The following is a 17,047-nucleotide window of genomic DNA, read 5'->3' as shown; positions in this document are numbered from 1 at the left end:
CCATGTAGGCAACAAGGAGTTAATCGCCCATAGAAAGAACCCTTCGGGCAGCGTATGTTTGGCATTTATGCTTCGTTATCGCCTATTTATGGGGAATAACCACACTTCACAGGCTCTGCCTTGCCTAAAAGTCAAACATACAGCTACAAATTCAACCATCAAAGATCAACACGCCCTCATACTTAGGCCATTTAAAACAGGCGATTTTGTAGATGCGAGTGGTACGCTTGGCACAGTGAACGAAATAAACTTATTTACTACCATTTTTAAAACCACCGACGGCCTTTATATCGCATCGCCTAACGGTAAAGTGTGGGGCGGCAACATTAAAAATTTTACCCGTAACGGTAAAAGGCGCATGGATATAGTGGTGGGGATTTCGTACGCCGACTCTATTGATGTTGGCTTAAATGTACTTAAAAAAATTGCCGAATCAGAGAGTCGATTACTTGCAAAGCCAGCACCTAAAGTAATGGTTACCTCAATAGGCGAAAGCGCAGTAAACATTCAATTACGTGCTTGGGCTGTAAATGGCGATTACTGGCAAACCGTGTGGGATTTAAATAAACGCGTTAAAGAGGCCATAGAAGGCGCGGGGCTGAGTATTCCGTTTCCGCAGCGAACGCTGCACATATCTGAGTCGATGGCATCGGCAATAACGGTCAATAAAGATATTTAAACACTATTAGCATAAGCACAAATAAAATAGCGAGCCTTGGCTCGCTATTTTTGTATTAGCCTTTGTGTTTGCTGAGGTATTAACCTTCTAATTGAAAGTCGTACACTGAGCCTAAGTTAAGCAGTTGGGTTAGTTCATCCAGTGCTTGGTAGCTTTCTGTAAGTAGGGCTGAATCGGCAAAGTCGCTTGCGCCTAGCTTATCGCGGTAGTTACGTTTTGCCCAGTCACAAAGCTGAGTGTATTTAGTATCGGTTAAAATAACCTCAGGGTTTACTGCGCTTAGCTCTTGCTCGTTAAGAGCTACACGTAAACGTAAGCAGGCAGGGCCGCCACCATTTTGCATACTTTGGCGTAGGTCAAAAAACTGCACTTGGTTTACTGGGTTATCCGCTAAAATCATTTCTTCAATGTAGGCGTTTACAGCGCTGTTACGTTGGCACTCTTGTGGCGCTACTAATAGCATTGAGCCATCGTCTAGGCTTACTAATTGGCTATTAAATAAGTAACTGCTTACTGCATCGCTTATGCTTACTTTATCGGTAGGTACTTCAATTATGTATAACTGTTTGCTGCCGGTGTAGGCATCGCGAATTTCTTGCAGGGCATCGTGTTGGTTTAAAAATGCTTGCTGGTGGCAAAGCAGTACGTTTGCGTTACCTACTGCAATTACATCGTTATGAAACACGCCTTGATCTATAACATCTGGGTTTTGCTGCAGTAAAATTTGGCTCGATTCTTTTAAATTATGTAATCGGCAAATGGCTTCTGAGGCTTCTAGTGTTTGTCTTGCAGGAAACTTAGCCGGTTTTGGCAACTGGCTATTAAACGCGCTTGCGCCAAATACAAACATTTCTAGGCCTTGCTCGCCGTGGCTGTCGCAAAGTCGGGTATGGTTAGCCGCGCCTTCGTCGCCAAAAAAGCCCTGATCGGGTAAATGCGTGTGGTGTGCAAAATAGCTATCGTTATTAAACATAGCTTTTAGTAAGCGGGTAGTTGTAGCAGGCTCTAGTGAGCGATGAAACTTATTGTTTAAATTAGCTGAGGTAAAATGCACTTTGCCATCGAGGGTATCTGGCGAAGGTGACACAGTAGCGGCATTGGCGGTCCACATTGCAGAGGCCGAATAACACGCGCGCAATAAAATTGGGTCTGCTTTAAATGCTTTATGAATAACTTGCGAGTCGTTGCCGGTAAAACCTAAGCGGCGTAGTACGTTTAAATCGGGGCGTGCGTGGGGCGCAAACACACCTTGTGTTAGGCCTTTGTCGTGCATGGCTTTCATTTTTTCAAGGCCCTGTAACGCAGCTTCTTGCGGGTTTGAAAAACTTGCCGCATTATTTAACGAGGCAACGTTACCATACGATAAACCCGCATAGTTGTGAGTAGGGCCAACTAAGCCATCAAAATTTACTTCTAAGGCGTGCATACACGTTCCAATCATATTGTTTTTAGTAACTTAACAATACAACGCATTGGCTGTGCTTGCAAAGCCTATCAATACGAAGTTTATCGGCTGTAAACTCGCTCTTTGTCACACGTGGTATGGGTATTACTCGGATCGTTTACCTGCCATACGCTAATGTCTAAACGCCATAGTAGGTAAAGGGTGTGGTATAGGTTAGCCATGGTATTTTCCTTGAGAGTTTCACTGAACACATTTGTATCTTGGAAGAATTATGCCAACTGTTAATTGAATATTTTATGAATACAAATCAGGTATTTATTAAACCACTAAAAATAACTTTTAAACGCTTAGCACCACTTTGGGGCTAAAAGGCTTAAAAGTTGCACCAAAAAGCCACGCAGCAGGTGCGTGGCTTGGGGTTTATACGCTGTAATTAGCGCCCTACTTTACCTTTTACTAGTGGGTCGAACGACAGCACACTAAATTTCCCTTGGCTGGCATTTTTACCGTTATTTAATACTGGCGAGCGGTGTAGCTCATCGACGGTAAAATATATTTTATGATCGGCGCCATAACTAAAGCCATCTGGCCAGCTTAAGCGCTCGTCTTTAAATAATACCTGGTATTTACCACTTGGTTTTACTACGCCAATTGCGCCGTTGGTTATGTCGGTAACATACACATTGCCGCCGCCATCAACAATAATACCGTCGGAAATTGGTTTAGTGCCGTAACGCGTTACTTTACTTTCAAGGGCGCTTGCGCTCAGGCTTTTATTGTTAATATCGCTGGTGGCAATACGATAAACCGATGTGCCAGACATAGAGCCAAAGTAAAGCCACTGTTCGCTTGGGTCGAGTGTGATTGGGTTTACCCCTAAACGTGCTGGTTGGCCGCCTAGTTTCATGGTGCGCCCTTCAATGACCATATCGATGTTTTCGGCTGTGGTGTATGGGCTATTTTGTAAGACTCTGCGCGCCTCACCTGTTTTTAAATTTACGGTAATAATAGCGGCTTGGTTGCCTTGTGCGGTGTCGGCAATGTATACAACGCCGTGTTTATTATCGATAACTAAATCGTTTAAAAACGAGGTGTCGGTAATGGTGGGTTTAGCTAAATAAATTATTTTATGCAGCTGCTCTTTGTTGGTATCCCAACCGACTAAACGCCCAGCATGATCAGGGCCTGATGTATCTAGCATCCATAATACGCCATCGGCAGATACATTTATGCCAAGTACGTCGTAAAAGCCTTTGCCGTTTTTATACGCGTATGCCCATTCTTCATTAGGGTAGGGTTTGGTGGTGCCATCGCTTAATAGCTCCATAATTTTTTGTTTTTGGCCGTAAAAACCATGTACCGATAAAAACTTACGGCCAGAGGGCGTAATAGCAATATTACCTGGTGGGTGCTGCGCGTCGAATGTAGCTACTGTGTTTAAATCGGTGTGCGTAGGTTGGGAATTCGCAAACACACTGCTGGTTAAAAACGCGGTGCTGCAGGCTGCTGCTAAAAGTATTTTTTTAATCTGATTCATGCTTCAAAGCCTTCTAAAACAAGTTTACCGCGTGATGTGTGCGATTCTAAAATTTGGTGCGCTTTATATAAATTAGCGGCGTTAATTGGGCCTAAATTTTGCCCAAGCGTGGTTTTAAGTGTACCTGCGTCTATCAGCTCACTAATTTCATTAAGTAAAGTGTGCTGCGCTGTTATATCGGCAGTTGTAAATAGCGAGCGGGTAAACATAAACTCCCAATGCACCGATATACACTTACGCTTAAATTTTAAAATATCGAACGATGTAGGGTCGTCTATTAGCGCAAATTTACCTTGGGGTTTAATACACTCCACTATTTGATCTTGGTATTGGTCGGTATGGGTTAAGCCAATAACGTAGTCAAACTCAGCTAACCCCAGTTCTTTGCGCTGCTCGTTTAAGTTTTTAGAATGATCGAGCACGTGATCGGCTCCTAGCTCTTTAAGCCAGGCTACGCTTTGCTCGCGTGATGCAGTACCTACTACGTTTAGCCCCGTAAGTTGCTTGGCAAGTTGTACCAAAATAGAGCCAACGCCACCTGCGGCGCCAATAACTAACATAGATTGCTGAGTATTTTGCTTATTTTTAGGCATTTGCAGGCGATCAAACAGCATTTCGTAGGCGGTTATGCTGGTTAATGGCAGCGCTGCGGCTTGTGCGTCGGTTAATGTTCTAGGTGCGCGGCCTACAATACGTTCATCAACTAATTGAAATTGCGCATTACTGCCTTGGCGCGATAAATCGCCGGCGTAAAATACACGATCCCCCACATTAAATAACGATACTGACTCGCCAACGGCTTTTACAATGCCTACGCCGTCCCAACCTAATACTTTGTAGCCTTGCTCTAGCGCTACATTGGCACGTATTTTTGTATCTACAGGGTTTACAGAAATAGCCTTTACTTCAATAAGTAGGTCGTGCCCGGTGGCGGTTGGGGTATCAAGTTCAATTGCTTGTATAGAGCTTGCTGTAAGCGTTTTAGTGTTTTTGGTGTAGCCAAATGCTTTCATGTGAATTCCTGATGGTTTTAACCAAGTATTTTTAACTTATAAGCACTATAGCTCAGTTGAAAAATAGAAAAAGACATGAAAAACTAAAGCACTTTCAAATTTTAATTGAAAATATGCGATCATTTAACGATATTCAAACTTTTATAGATGTAGCCAGTTGCGCCAGTATTTCTGAAGCCGCAAGGCAAAACGCACAAACTCCAGCGGCGGTAAGTGCGGCTATTAAGCGCCTAGAAAAAGACTTAGGGAACGTATTGTTTATTCGCTCTACCCGCAGTTTACGCTTAAGTGTGGCAGGGGAGCAGTTTTTAAGTTACGCCAAAGACTCCCTTTCGCTTATTCAACAAGGGGTAGCTGCAGTACAAACTGCAGTAGGTGAAGTAACAGGGATGCTACAGGTATCGGCCCCGTGCGATTTAGGGCGTAATAAACTAAGCGAATGGCTTAATGAGTTTTTAGCGCAATACCCGCATGTAAAACTTAAACTGCACTTAAGTGACGAAGTAAGCGACATTTATAGCCAGTCGATTGATATTGCACTGCGCTTTGGCGTACCAAAAGATTCACAGTTAATTGCAGCGCCACTTTTTTTAAATAATGCGCGTATTTTAGTGGCCTCTCCTGAGTACGTAGCAAAAACTGGATTGCTTACACATCCCCTTAACTTAACGCAGCACACTACCATTACGTTTATGCGCTTTGGCGAAGTGTTTAAAGAGTGGCGATTTTATAAAAATGGCGCGGTGCAAAAAGTGCAGCTAAATTGCCAACACATAGTAAACGATGGCGAAATGGTCAGGCGCTGGGCGCTAGAGGGCAAAGGCATTGCGTATAAGTCGTACTTGGATGTAATTGAGGATTTAGCAAGTGGGGAACTCGTTCATTTATGCTCTGACTGGCAAAGTGATCCGCTGCCGCTTTATATGATGTACGCTGACCGGCGCCAAATGACCCCGGTGATCACGGCATTTAGGGCGTTTATTCAACAAAAAATAACCGCGTTAGTTGGCTAACTCATCGCCGCTTTTAGTATTTAAATCGTTTACCACTAAGTCAAGCAGCTGCATAAGCTGTTTGGCTTGTGTGGGATCTACACTTTCAAATTTACATAATATATTTTTTGGAATATCAGCGGCTTCGTTTTTAAGGGCTTGCCCACTTTGGGTAAGCTGAATTAGGCGTTTACGCTTATCGTGCTCGTCTTTAATAACAGCTAGCAGAGATTTTTCGGTCATTTTTTTGAGTATTTGGGTCATAGCGCCGCCGTCAATAGCGGTTTTATCTATTAGCTGCGCGATGGTTACTTCATCTTGCTCCCACAGCGCCATCATTACTACATACTGCGGATACGTTAAGTTAAGTGCAGCTAAAGGCTCACGGTAAGCGCGGGCAATACTATTTGATGCCATATATAACCTATGACACAGCTGATTTTTTAATTTTAATTGCTCAAACGACATACTCAACTCCTAACGCGTTAATACCTTAAGCTCAAAAAACATTTTAATTTGCATGCAAAGTATTTGCAATCTCTAATTACCTAGCCTATTATTTTGCATGCAAACTAAATTAATTGATAAACTTTGGAGTTCACTATGAATGTATTACAAAACGTTGCCTACACAGCAAAAGCAACTGCAACCGGTGGCCGTGAAGGTGTAGCTAAATCTGACGATGGCCGTTTAGATGTAAACCTATCAACCCCAAAAGGGCTAGGTGGCGACGATGGGCAAGGCACAAACCCAGAGCAGTTATTTGCAGCTGGTTATGCAGCGTGTTTTATTGGCGCACTAAAATTTGTAGCCGGTAGCGAAAAAATTGATTTACCAAGTGATACACACATTAACTCTGAAGTATCTATTGGCGCGATTGATGGCGGTTTTGGTATTGCAGTTAAATTAGCAGTATCGCTCGGTGATATGGATAAGGCAGCAGCGCAAGAGCTTGTAAATAAAGCACACCAAGTATGCCCATACTCAAACGCTACACGCGGCAACATTGAAGTAGAGCTTTCGGTTATTTAATTAACTGATTACTTAGCATTGTAATAGCCCAGTGGTTTGCCACTGGGCTTTGTTGTGTGCTGAAATTTAGCAAAGTTCATATTAATTAAACCCTTCTAAAAAATATACGGAAAATCGTATATTCACTATTTCATATATTCTCACTTTGTTTTATTGTATGCACACTAACTAAACGAGGATGCTATGGAACAACTCAATCCACTACAATTTTACAAATGCTTAGCCGACGATACGCGCTTAAAAGCCATGTTATTAATTAGCCATGAGCAAGAGCTATGTGTGTGTGAGCTTGTTGCTGCGCTTGAACTTAGCCAACCTAAAGTGTCGCGCCATTTAGCGCAGCTTAGGCAATGTGGCTTATTAAGCGACCGCAAGCAAAATCAATGGGTTTACTACAGCATTAACAAAGCCTTGCCTGAGTGGGCTATTAGCGTACTAACACAAACACGAAACGAAAATTCTGCGTTTTTTAGCGATGATTTAAATCGACTCAATGCTATGGGGAATCGCCCAGAGCGTGCAGCAAGCTGCTGTTAATTAAACAAATTGATATAACTTTACTAAAGGTATTTATTATGACAATTAAAGTAGGTATTAACGGCTTTGGCCGCATGGGACGTTTAACACTGCGCGCAGCATTAGAATGGCCAGAAGTAGAATTTATTAAAGTAAACGATGTTGCAGGCGATGCTAAAACACATGCTCATTTATTAGAGTTTGACTCAGTGCATGGGCGTTTAGCACACAGCGTTACAGCAAACGAAAATAGCTTTAGTGTGGGCAAACACACTATTGCCGTTACCAATAACAAAACCATTAGTGATACCGATTGGTCTGATTGCGATGTAGTAATAGAAGCCAGCGGTAAAATGAAAACCACTGAGCTGTTAAAGCAATATTTAGCACAAGGTGTTAAGCGCGTTGTAGTAACCGCACCAGTAAAAGAAGACGGCATTTTAAATGTGGTTATGGGGGTTAACGATAATTTATATAACCCAGATGAGCACAAAATTGTGACTGCGGCGTCGTGTACGACTAACTGTTTAGCGCCTATTGTAAAAGTATTACAAGAAAAAGTAGGCATTAAACACGGCTCAATGACCACTATTCACGATATTACCAATACCCAAACGATTATTGATGCGCCACATAAAGACTTACGCCGCGCCCGTTCGTGCGGGACAAGTTTAATACCTACTACAACCGGTAGTGCAACAGCTATTACACATATATTCCCTGAGTTAAAAGGTAAGTTAAATGGCCATGCCGTGCGCGTACCTTTAACTAACGCATCCATTACCGACTGTGTATTTGAGCTTGAGCGTGGTGTAACTGCCGCTGAGGTTAACGAGTGGTTTGCTCAAGCATCTAAAAACGAGCTTGCAGGTGTATTAGGTTACGAAGAAAAACCGCTTGTATCGATAGATTACAAAACCGATCCACGCAGTAGCATTATTGATGCGCTTTCTACCATGGTTATAAATAATACCCAGCTTAAATTATACGCTTGGTACGATAACGAATGGGGTTACGCTAATCGTACCGCCGAGCTTATGCTTAAAGTTGCTAAAAGCGATTTGGTTTAACCATTTGTAAGGTTTTAAGGGCGTAAACCATGTTTGAGCAACTCGCTAATTTACCTACAGCAATAAAACAGTATTTAATTATAACCGGTAATTACTGGGCATTTACCTTAACCGATGGCGCACTACGTATGCTGGTGGTGCTGCATTTTCATCAGTTAGGGTATGGTGCACTGGCCATTGCCATGCTGTTTTTGTTTTACGAAATTTTTGGTGTGATCACCAATTTAGTGGGCGGTTGGCTTGGGGCTCATTTAGGCCTTAATAAAACCATGAACTTTGGCTTGGCGCTTCAAATAATAGCCCTTGCCATGTTATGCGCGCCAAGTGAGTGGCTCACAGTGGCTTATGTTATGGCAGCACAAGCGCTTAGTGGCATAGCCAAAGATTTAAATAAAATGAGCGCCAAAAGCGCCATTAAACACTTAGTGCCCGAGGGAGAAAGCGGACAAGGCCAGCTTTATAAATGGGTGGCTATTTTAACAGGCGCAAAAAATGCGTTAAAAGGGGTCGGCTTCTTTTTAGGTGGTTTACTCCTTACGGTATTGGGTTTTGTAGGTGCTTTGAAGGCGCTTATTTTACTACTTACTATTGCGTGGATTATTAGCGTTGTATTTTTAAAAGGCGACATGGGCAAGGCTAAAAATAAGCCCAAGTTTAAAGAGCTATTTTCTAAATCTCGTGCAATAAACTTATTAAGCGCAGCGCGATTATGTTTGTTTGCCGCGCGTGATGTGTGGTTTGTAGTGGCTTTACCTATTTATTTAGCCCAGCAGTTTAATTGGAACTTTTGGTGGGTTGGTGGCTTTATGGCGCTTTGGGTTATTGGTTATGGCGGCGTGCAATCGCAAGCGCCGCGTATTACCGGCACCAGTAACTCAAGTGTTGATACCGTTAAACATGCCTATTTATGGGTGTTGCTGCTAAGTGGTGTAACAGCACTATTAGCACTTTTTATGCAACTTGAGGTGGCCGTTCATGCCACGCTGATTATAGGTTTGCTTATTTTTGGCGGTGTATTTGCTGTTAACTCCTCAGTGCATAGTTACTTAATTGTCAGCTTTGCTAAAAGCGATGGTGTATCGCTTGATGTTGGCTTTTATTATATGGCCAATGCAATGGGGCGTTTACTAGGCACGGTGCTTTCAGGGTGGGTATTTCAGGTTTATGGTTTTGTAGCGTGTTTATGGGTAAGTGTAATTTTGCTTATTTTGGCCTCTATAGCCACGGCCTTTTTAATCAAAAATAAAAGCTAAACGTTTGTATTAGTTTTTTATTAGTGTAACGATTTTAATAGCTTCATTTTTAAGATCTACTAAACTGTACCCGTAGTTTTAATTAAAGGGTAATTTAAGTGCAAGAAATCTCGTTAGCAAAAAAGTTATTGTGGATAACCGTAGGTAGTACATTTTTAACAGTGCTGGTTCTCTCTGGCGTATTGTGGTGGCAAATGTCATCAAACAGTGAAGCGCTCGCAAAAGAATCTGAAGATTATATAGTGGCTGAGGTTGAGCAAAAGCTTAATGCAAATGCTGCTGCCTACGGTGAAAAAATAGCTGGTTTTATAAATGAAGCTTACCGAGTGCCTAATTCTTTAGCTGCATTGCTTGGTGATGCAGCTAAAACTCAAACTCTAAATCGCGATACTGTGGTGAACATTAATCGCTCTATTTTAGAGAAGAATCAATTTTTATCGTCTATTTATTCGCAGTTTGAAGCTAACGCATTTGATGGACAAGACGCGCAATTTACACAAGGTTTCAAACATTCTGTTAATGGCGATGGCACGTTAGAGGTGTATATAACGCGCGACCAAAACGGCAATATTGAGCAACAAAAAGTAGCTAATGCCGCTGATAAATATTTAACGTCGTTAAACGAGTTTGGTATTCGTGAAGCCCACTGGTACTTGTGTGCAAAAGATACACTTAAGCCTTGTATTATGGAACCGTACCTTTACGAAATCCCCTCTGGCGATTCTGTTATGCTTACTTCATTAACAGTGCCAATTATTAAATCAGGCCGCTTTATTGGTTTAGCGGGTGTTGATTTAACACTACCAACTTTTCAGGGCCTTACAGAGCAGCTTTCTGGTGAGTTATATAACGGTAAAGCCAAAGTTACGTTGTTAAGTGATATGGGATTAATTGTAGGCAGCAGTCATTATAAATCTAAATTAGGCCGTCCGTTTAAAGAAGCTGTTAGCAGCAATACTTACAGCGAACTTGCTAATACTAAAGGTCAAAACAAGTTAATTAAAACAGCGGATGAATACTTAGTTAATTACCCTATAAATATTAAACTTGCTAACACTCATTGGAGCTTACTTATTGAAGTGCCAAGTAACCTAGCACTAGAGGGCCCTAACGCGTTAGCTAAAAATATGAGTGACTCGGCAAATCAGCTAGGTTTAGTTATTTTAATAACGGGCGGTGTGATAGCTATAATTGCCTTTATTGTTATGAAAATAGTAGTAGGTAGCGTGGTTGCACCGCTTGAGCAAATTCAACAACGTGTTGATAATCTTGCCAGCTCTGAAGGTGATTTAACGCATACGCTGCACGTCGATACGCATGCTGAACTTATTGCTCTTGCTGGTGGCTTTAATGCATTTTTAGCTAAGTTAAGAGGCTTAATTGCTGAGCTAAAAGGTGTTTCAGCACAAACTAAGCATCAAGGTGAAATAGCGCAACATATAGCCATTGATACTAAACAAAACGTACAATCGCAATTTCAAGAAATTGAAAGTGTAGTAACCGCCATGAACGAAATGAGCGCAACCGCACTTGAAGTTGCTAGAGCCTCAGAGCAATCAGCTCAACAAGCGGATGAAATAAATGGTTTAGTGGTAAGTAGTGAAACGAGCTTATCGTCAGCTATGAGCCAAGTTAAAACTATGTCTGAAGAAATAAAAGAAGCTAACCAAGCCGTTGAAAAAGTAGCATCGCGTAGTAAAGATATTACGCAAATTTTAGATGTGATCAGAACTATTTCTGAGCAAACAAACTTACTTGCACTTAACGCCGCCATCGAAGCCGCGCGTGCTGGCGAACATGGTCGAGGCTTTGCTGTGGTTGCAGATGAAGTACGAGCCCTTGCTTCTAAAACACGTTCATCTACCGATGATATTAGCCAACTTATTGATAGCTTATTGTTAGAAGTAGGTAACGCATCTACCGTAATTGAAAAAGGGGTAGTACGCGCTGAAAGTGCAGTAGACGAAACCTCAGTTGCTTTTGAAGCGCTGCATAGTGTTGTAGTAAAAGTAGATGAAATTACGAATCAAATTACGCACATTGCCACCGCAGCTGAGGAGCAAAGCTTAGTAACCGAAGAGATAAACCGTAACCTAACGCTTATATCAGATGCGGCAGCACAATTAGCTGATTTATCTACCCAGGCGGGTGATAGTAGTGAAGCGCTTAATGCATTGGTAGCGCAGCAAGATAGCGAGCTAAATAGACTCAAAACGTAAGTAAAGATCAACACTACCTGATAAAAAAGCGGCTAATTCAGTATGAATTAGCCGCTTTTTTTGTTGAGACTTTTTTGTAGTGAGTAATATGAGACTTATAGCTTTTTGATCAAATCAAACATTTGATTGATCATCGGCTGCGCTAATTGTTCTACACCTGGGCGGTTGAAATAGCCACGCAGACCAGTAAATTGCACCTGAAAGAACTGTGCATATTCAAGTGCCGTAAGGTTGCTACTCAGCTCATTATTTTTAATAGCTTGCGCAAATAAGGTGGTTAGGTAAGCTTCAAATTTTGCCGATAAGTCTAAACTCAGTTCATATAAAGAGGCATCTTTTTCTGCGAATTCACTGTTTGCTTTTACCAACATACAAATAGCACTTGGGCTACAGTCTTTAGTTTTAATTATTACGTTTTCGACAAATGCACGCAAACCACCTAAAACAGAATCAGAACTTGCTAAAAACCCATCAATTTGGCTTTTCATTTGTACGGTGTAGTCTTTTAAAGACTCGCTGTATAGGCCTTCTTTAGAGCCAAACGCCGCATAAATACTGCCAGGGCGCATATTAATCGCTTCTTGTAAATCGCGGGTTGAGGTAGCTGTAAACCCCTTTTCCCAAAACAATTGGCTTGCAACGCGAATTACATTCTCGCGTTCAAATTTAACTTTGTTAGCCATTTTAATCTCAACTATTTTGAACGTATGCTCAATTTTAACTTGAACAGTCGCTCAAAATCAAATAGTATGTGTCTCGAAGTTATTTAACCTGAATTCTGGTTAAGAGATTTACTAACATATTTCTTCATGATGATATTAAAGGTTATTTTCTCTAGCCAGAGGTTTTTAGTGAAAACAAGGCGAATTTACGCGTCAATAGCTAGCCTATTGCAAGTAAATTCAACGCAGTTATCGCTGAAAATAGCTGTTAGAGATAGATTTATTATCCAGAGTTCAGGTTACTCAAACACATTAATTTATTGGAGCAGAACATGGCAGAATTTACGTTATATACTCAAGACAACGCACCTGAAGAATCAAAATCGCTAATGGCTGATTCAGTAGCAGCATTTGGCATGGTGCCTAACCTTCATGCAGTAATGGCAGAGGCGCCTACGTTACTTAAAGGCTACCAAGTACTGCATGAGCTATTTCAAAAAACATCGTTTAACGCAGAAGAGCTAACAGTTGTATGGCAAACAATTAACGTTGAACACGAGTGCCATTACTGTGTACCAGCGCACAGCGCAATTGCCGCTTCAATGAAAGTTGACCAAGGTATTGTAGATGCACTAGTAAACAAAACACCACTTGCAGATGCAAAACTTGAAACACTACGTGAAACAACGCTTGCAATGACACGCGATCGCGGCGTAATTAGCGATGAGCAAATTGAGAAGTTTTTTGCAGCAGGTTACGGTAAACAACAACTACTAGAAATTATTGTTGGTTTATCGCAAAAAGTAATGAGCAACTACACTAACCACCTTGCTGATACACCCGTTGATGAACCATTTAAAAAGTTTGCTAAATAATAGCGGTTTTATAAATGACAAAGGCAGCCTGAGCTGCCTTTATGTGTTTTAAATACAACGTTATTTAAATTTAACGGCTTTAGTGCTGCGTGTGTATGTACGTTGCTCAGGTTTAGTCCATTCACCCTTTTTTAAATAAGACGTTGAAACAACAAACGCATCGTTTTTTAGCTCGCTTATCGAGCGTACTTTAGTAATGCCTTCTTTACTCCCTGTTACCTCTTCATACGCGACAAATTGGGTAGGGCTAAGCACTTTCATGGTGCCTTTTGTGTAAAAACCTGCGGTAGTGAAATAGTAAAACACCAATGACTCTTTTTTACTGTCGTAAAAAATCATCGACTCACCACCATATTCACCTTCATTAATAGAGTGCTTGGTATGTATCGCTTTACCATTTAATGCTCGCTCCCATCGACCAACATCTTGTACTGGTTTGGCTCCCTCAGGCACTTTAAAATCGGCCTGCCAAGTACCTAAATAAGGTTTAAATACAGCGAGTTCTTTATCAAGCTTACTTGGGGTATCAGCGGCGTAACTATTAAAGACGTATAAGCATAATACTAAAAATAGGGCTTTAAAGTATGTCATAATTTCGCTCTTATTATTTTGGTTTAACTCTTTTTAGTATAGGCGATCATGAATTGATAAAGAAAACATTAATCATCTTCTCACTGCTTTTTTTGGCTGTGATTTGGCTTGCGTATCTATCTCAGTACTTGCCTATTTATGTACCAGGTTATATAAGCTCACTGAGTCTAATCACATTTATAATGTACGCTTGGGATAAACGACAAGCAAAGCAATCAACGCATAAAAAAGTAAACCGCACACCTGAGCGCACACTACATATACTAGCGCTAGTTGGCGGTTGGCCCGGTGCACTCATTGCACAACAATGGCTTAGGCATAAATCGCAAAAGCGACGTTTTATAGTGGTGTTATGGCTATGTATTTTTGGGAATGTGAGTGTAATAGGGGGTATTATATTGTTTGAAGAAAATGCGAGAGTTATGCCTTTAAATTAATGCGTATTTAAAGGCATAAATACATTTACATGGCGTTTAGTTTGCAGCTTCAGTTTTTGCTACTTCATCTAGATTAACTGTAAGTATGGTTTTTTTATCAACCACGACCCACTTACGATAAGTTTGGTAGCCAGGCTTGCTTACTTCAATATCGTATTCACCTTCTTTTAGTTCAATCGCGTCTTGGTATACCGGTTTGATATTCATAATACGCACGCGCGCGTCATTAGGGTTAGTAATTACGGTAAGTGAGATTGGAGCAACCACCTCGGCTACTTCAGCTTGAACATCGGCAACATTGTCTTCAACTTTTTGTTCAGTTTCATTCATATTTGAAGTGTTTGCACAGCCACTTAAAATGAGTAATGCTGCTAGTGCGGTTATTTTTTTCATTGGTACTCCATAAATCATTATAGTAATTAAAATTGCGAAATATCATGGAGGAGTACAAGCGTTAGCTTAACTCGTCATCCTTGACTTTCGTCGGTAAAACTAAGTGTTCATCAACTTTTAAAGTGTATTGTAAAAGCAAAGCCACAATCGCTTTGCTTTATAGTTAATAAGTTACAATAAAACATTATCAAGTGATTGAGTAATGGCTTCACTTCGCTCTACTAGTTGCTCGGCAGTACGATACATCTTTCTCTTCATTAAGGTATTCGCCATTGTAATGTATCGTTTAGATAACTCCTGTTTTAAAGAAACCAAAAGCGAAAAGTCTGATGGTAAATCCACTGACTCCACGTTAATTTGCTCTTCAAATTCTAATAGTTCTTTGTATTGCTCAACGCTTTCAAGTTTTTCTGTGTAGCGATCAAAGCGTGGCTGGTAAAATACAATAGCATCCGCTGTTGGAAATTGAGCTTGTAGGCCTTTATTGATTCTTTCTTGATACGAGCTAAGAGCGTCGATTGCCGCCTCTCTTTTGAGCAGTTCAGCAAATTGCAGCTCTTGTTTTTGCGTATCAGTAAAGATAGCTTTCCCTACGTTTAATAACGATTTTTGTTCAATAACGTTGTCTTCTTCTATAGCTTTTTCGAGCGCTAGCTTGTAATTATCAAAGTGAATTTGCGAAGGTTGATAGACGTAGGTGTCATCAACCTGTTTTAAATCAATAATTAGCTGAGGAATACTATTATTATCAACTTCGTTATAACGAGATTGTTCTAAAAGTAGATTAATTCGTGATGTAATATCAAAAATTATAGATTGCCTTTCTCTTAAAATACTCTCAAGCTGTACAGAGAGCTTTTCCGAGTCAGGGTAGTATTCAAGTGCTTGCGTGTAAACATCTATAGTTTCGTCGAAGTTCTTAAACTTGCCACCACTATTGTTTATCTGATTAGCCATACCATCGAAACTTTGCAAAACACTCTCTTGATTTACACGCAATAACCCTTGTTTTAGAACGTCGTATTGAGGCGGTATTTCAGAAAGTTTATCGAGTATGCTGGGGCCATTCCATGACATCCATGTTTTTACTTGTTGGTTTATAGCTTGAGCATTGTCTAACTTAGCTTCGAGCTGTTTTACAGTGTTGTTATTAGATAAGTAATATTGTCCTGCCAATACTGAGGCAATTACCAAGCTTGCGACTAATGCGACAGTCGGTTTGTAATTTTGCTTTAATTTAGCTAAAACGGGGTTGAGCGAGCTTAATCTATCAGACGCGTTTAATGCAATTGCTTTGTTTAAGCTACCCCATAACCATAACGGACAGTTACTAGGGCGTTTTGCTGAGGTATCTTTTGCTAGTTTATCAGCTGCTACACGATTAAATGGGTGTTTGCTGCTTAACAGTTCAAGCGCTATACATGCGTAAGAAAACACATCATCTTTAACTGAAGCCTCAGCTCCTTTAAGTTGCTCTGGGCTTGCATAGGTGGGAGTGTAACCACCTACAACAGCAGCATTTTGCTCGTTTTGAACAGCATAAGCATCTTCAATGGTTTTATGTTTTGCAATACCAAAATCAAGCACTTTTAAGTTGCCGTTAGAATCAAAAATAATATTTGATGGCTTTAAATCATTGTGGATGACACCGCGTGCATGCGCGTAAATCAGGGCATTAGCTAATTGTTCTAAAATCACCTTCGCTTTTTTAAACACCATACCTGTGGGTTTGTTTCTTTTTATTATTTGCTCAAGTGTTTCGCCTTCAACAAGCTCCATCGTTACATAATGAAGATCGCCATCTGAACCTGCAGAATACACTTTAACAATATTGGGATGGGCTAACTGTTGTGTTTTAGTGGTTTCATCTTTAAGGAGAGTGATGGCCTCTTCTGAGTGTGAAAACTCCTCGAGTAACACCTTTATTGCAACAAATACTTCAGGGCGACTTGGGCTTTCTAAAAATAAATCCCTTGCACGATAGATATAACACATACCGCCCTGGCCAATTAATTCTTCAACCAAGTAACGAGCTGATATTTTTTTACCAATTAGGTTGAGTTTATTTTTAGCCTGTGGCTTTTTGAGATTTGAATCAAGCGACGCTATCTGAGTTTTATCGTTAGAGTTATTGATACCGCTCATTATAAATCCTTTTATTGTGTATATATAAATAATTGCAAAGGTGAATTTTTATCGTTTTTATCAATTCTCCCTTTGATAACTGAAGTATTTTTACAAAAAAAGATTACTTTAGCAATCTTTCTGGCGTAGAAGTTTCATACAAAATCGGTTACGTCGTCTGTTTAAACTCACTTAAAACTTATTTTTATTTTTAAACTTAAAAAATAACTTCCTTAAAACAGCTGCAAA

The 17,047-nt window shown here is 40.6% G+C and carries 17 protein-coding genes; 9 read left to right on the top strand and 8 right to left on the bottom strand.

What is annotated here, in order from left to right:
- A partial coding sequence (locus CWC16_RS12565) for a mechanosensitive ion channel family protein (protein WP_249929245.1) occupies positions 1 to 679 on the top strand: 679 nt, incomplete at its 5' end.
- 79 nt (positions 680 to 758) lie between these two features.
- On the opposite strand, the gene astB is transcribed toward CWC16_RS12565, so the two are convergent.
- The 3 genes from astB to CWC16_RS12550 form a co-directional block, all read right to left on the bottom strand.
- Positions 759 to 2,105, bottom strand: coding sequence for an N-succinylarginine dihydrolase (gene astB, locus CWC16_RS12560; RefSeq protein WP_138541772.1), 1,347 nt, complete (start codon positions 2,103 to 2,105; stop codon positions 759 to 761).
- A 412-nt stretch (positions 2,106 to 2,517) separates the two neighbouring features.
- Complete coding sequence (locus CWC16_RS12555) at positions 2,518 to 3,621, bottom strand: L-dopachrome tautomerase-related protein (RefSeq protein ID WP_138541771.1); 1,104 nt, start codon at positions 3,619 to 3,621, stop codon at positions 2,518 to 2,520.
- Complete coding sequence (locus CWC16_RS12550) at positions 3,618 to 4,634, bottom strand: zinc-binding alcohol dehydrogenase family protein (RefSeq protein ID WP_138541770.1); 1,017 nt, start codon at positions 4,632 to 4,634, stop codon at positions 3,618 to 3,620. The genes CWC16_RS12555 and CWC16_RS12550 overlap by 4 nt, the downstream gene beginning before the upstream one ends.
- Positions 4,635 to 4,747: 113 nt before the next feature.
- Between CWC16_RS12550 and CWC16_RS12545 the strand changes: the two genes are divergently transcribed.
- On the top strand, positions 4,748 to 5,647 hold the full coding sequence (locus CWC16_RS12545; protein ID WP_249929244.1) for a LysR family transcriptional regulator: 900 nt from the start codon (positions 4,748 to 4,750) through the stop codon (positions 5,645 to 5,647).
- Here CWC16_RS12545 and CWC16_RS12540 read toward each other — a convergent pair.
- A complete protein-coding gene (locus CWC16_RS12540) occupies positions 5,636 to 6,094 on the bottom strand; it encodes a MarR family winged helix-turn-helix transcriptional regulator (RefSeq protein WP_138541768.1) in 459 nt (152 codons plus the stop codon). The genes CWC16_RS12545 and CWC16_RS12540 overlap by 12 nt on opposite strands.
- Positions 6,095 to 6,229: 135 nt before the next feature.
- Between CWC16_RS12540 and CWC16_RS12535 the strand changes: the two genes are divergently transcribed.
- The 5 genes from CWC16_RS12535 (at position 6,230) to CWC16_RS12515 (ending at position 11,716) form a co-directional block, all read left to right on the top strand.
- Complete coding sequence (locus tag CWC16_RS12535; protein ID WP_138541767.1) at positions 6,230 to 6,658, top strand: organic hydroperoxide resistance protein; 429 nt, start codon at positions 6,230 to 6,232, stop codon at positions 6,656 to 6,658.
- Positions 6,659 to 6,841: 183 nt separating this feature from the next.
- The gene (locus CWC16_RS12530; RefSeq protein ID WP_138541766.1) at positions 6,842 to 7,195 is read left to right on the top strand and encodes a metalloregulator ArsR/SmtB family transcription factor; all 354 of its coding nucleotides are present in this window, start codon (positions 6,842 to 6,844) and stop codon (positions 7,193 to 7,195) included.
- A gap of 38 nt (positions 7,196 to 7,233) precedes the next feature.
- The gene (locus CWC16_RS12525) at positions 7,234 to 8,244 is read left to right on the top strand and encodes an ArsJ-associated glyceraldehyde-3-phosphate dehydrogenase (RefSeq protein WP_138541765.1); all 1,011 of its coding nucleotides are present in this window, start codon (positions 7,234 to 7,236) and stop codon (positions 8,242 to 8,244) included.
- Between the two features lie 29 nt (positions 8,245 to 8,273).
- Positions 8,274 to 9,497: an organoarsenical effux MFS transporter ArsJ gene (arsJ, locus tag CWC16_RS12520; RefSeq protein ID WP_138541764.1), complete on the top strand. Its 1,224-nt coding sequence runs from the start codon at positions 8,274 to 8,276 to the stop codon at positions 9,495 to 9,497.
- Between the two features lie 98 nt (positions 9,498 to 9,595).
- Positions 9,596 to 11,716, top strand: coding sequence for a methyl-accepting chemotaxis protein (locus CWC16_RS12515; protein ID WP_138541763.1), 2,121 nt, complete (start codon positions 9,596 to 9,598; stop codon positions 11,714 to 11,716).
- A 95-nt stretch (positions 11,717 to 11,811) separates the two neighbouring features.
- Here the strand turns inward: CWC16_RS12515 and CWC16_RS12510 are convergent, their stop codons facing one another.
- Positions 11,812 to 12,399: a TetR/AcrR family transcriptional regulator gene (locus CWC16_RS12510; RefSeq protein ID WP_138541762.1), complete on the bottom strand. Its 588-nt coding sequence runs from the start codon at positions 12,397 to 12,399 to the stop codon at positions 11,812 to 11,814.
- A gap of 311 nt (positions 12,400 to 12,710) precedes the next feature.
- Here CWC16_RS12510 and CWC16_RS12500 point away from each other — a divergent pair, with 311 nt between their 5' ends.
- The gene (locus CWC16_RS12500) at positions 12,711 to 13,253 is read left to right on the top strand and encodes a carboxymuconolactone decarboxylase family protein (protein ID WP_138541760.1); all 543 of its coding nucleotides are present in this window, start codon (positions 12,711 to 12,713) and stop codon (positions 13,251 to 13,253) included.
- Between the two features lie 60 nt (positions 13,254 to 13,313).
- Here CWC16_RS12500 and CWC16_RS12495 read toward each other — a convergent pair whose 3' ends face one another.
- Positions 13,314 to 13,844 (bottom strand): hypothetical protein, encoded by a 531-nt coding sequence (locus tag CWC16_RS12495; RefSeq protein WP_138541759.1) that lies wholly within the window; start codon positions 13,842 to 13,844, stop codon positions 13,314 to 13,316.
- 53 nt (positions 13,845 to 13,897) lie between these two features.
- Between CWC16_RS12495 and CWC16_RS12490 the strand changes: the two genes are divergently transcribed.
- Positions 13,898 to 14,281: a DUF1294 domain-containing protein gene (locus CWC16_RS12490; RefSeq protein ID WP_138541758.1), complete on the top strand. Its 384-nt coding sequence runs from the start codon at positions 13,898 to 13,900 to the stop codon at positions 14,279 to 14,281.
- 36 nt (positions 14,282 to 14,317) lie between these two features.
- On the opposite strand, the gene CWC16_RS12485 is transcribed toward CWC16_RS12490, so the two are convergent.
- Positions 14,318 to 14,674, bottom strand: a complete 357-nt coding sequence (locus CWC16_RS12485) for a PEGA domain-containing protein (RefSeq protein ID WP_055015760.1) — start codon at positions 14,672 to 14,674, stop codon at positions 14,318 to 14,320.
- A gap of 171 nt (positions 14,675 to 14,845) precedes the next feature.
- Entirely contained in the window at positions 14,846 to 16,819 is a 1,974-nt protein-coding gene (locus CWC16_RS12480) for a serine/threonine-protein kinase (protein ID WP_138541757.1), read from the bottom strand.
- Positions 16,820 to 17,047 lie beyond the last annotated feature (228 nt).

The sequence above is a fragment of the Pseudoalteromonas sp. S3776 genome (assembly GCF_005886915.1).
Classification (GTDB): domain Bacteria; phylum Pseudomonadota; class Gammaproteobacteria; order Enterobacterales; family Alteromonadaceae; genus Pseudoalteromonas.
The sequence above is the reverse complement of the archived record's forward strand: the minus strand, read 5'-3'. Positions and strand labels throughout refer to the sequence as shown.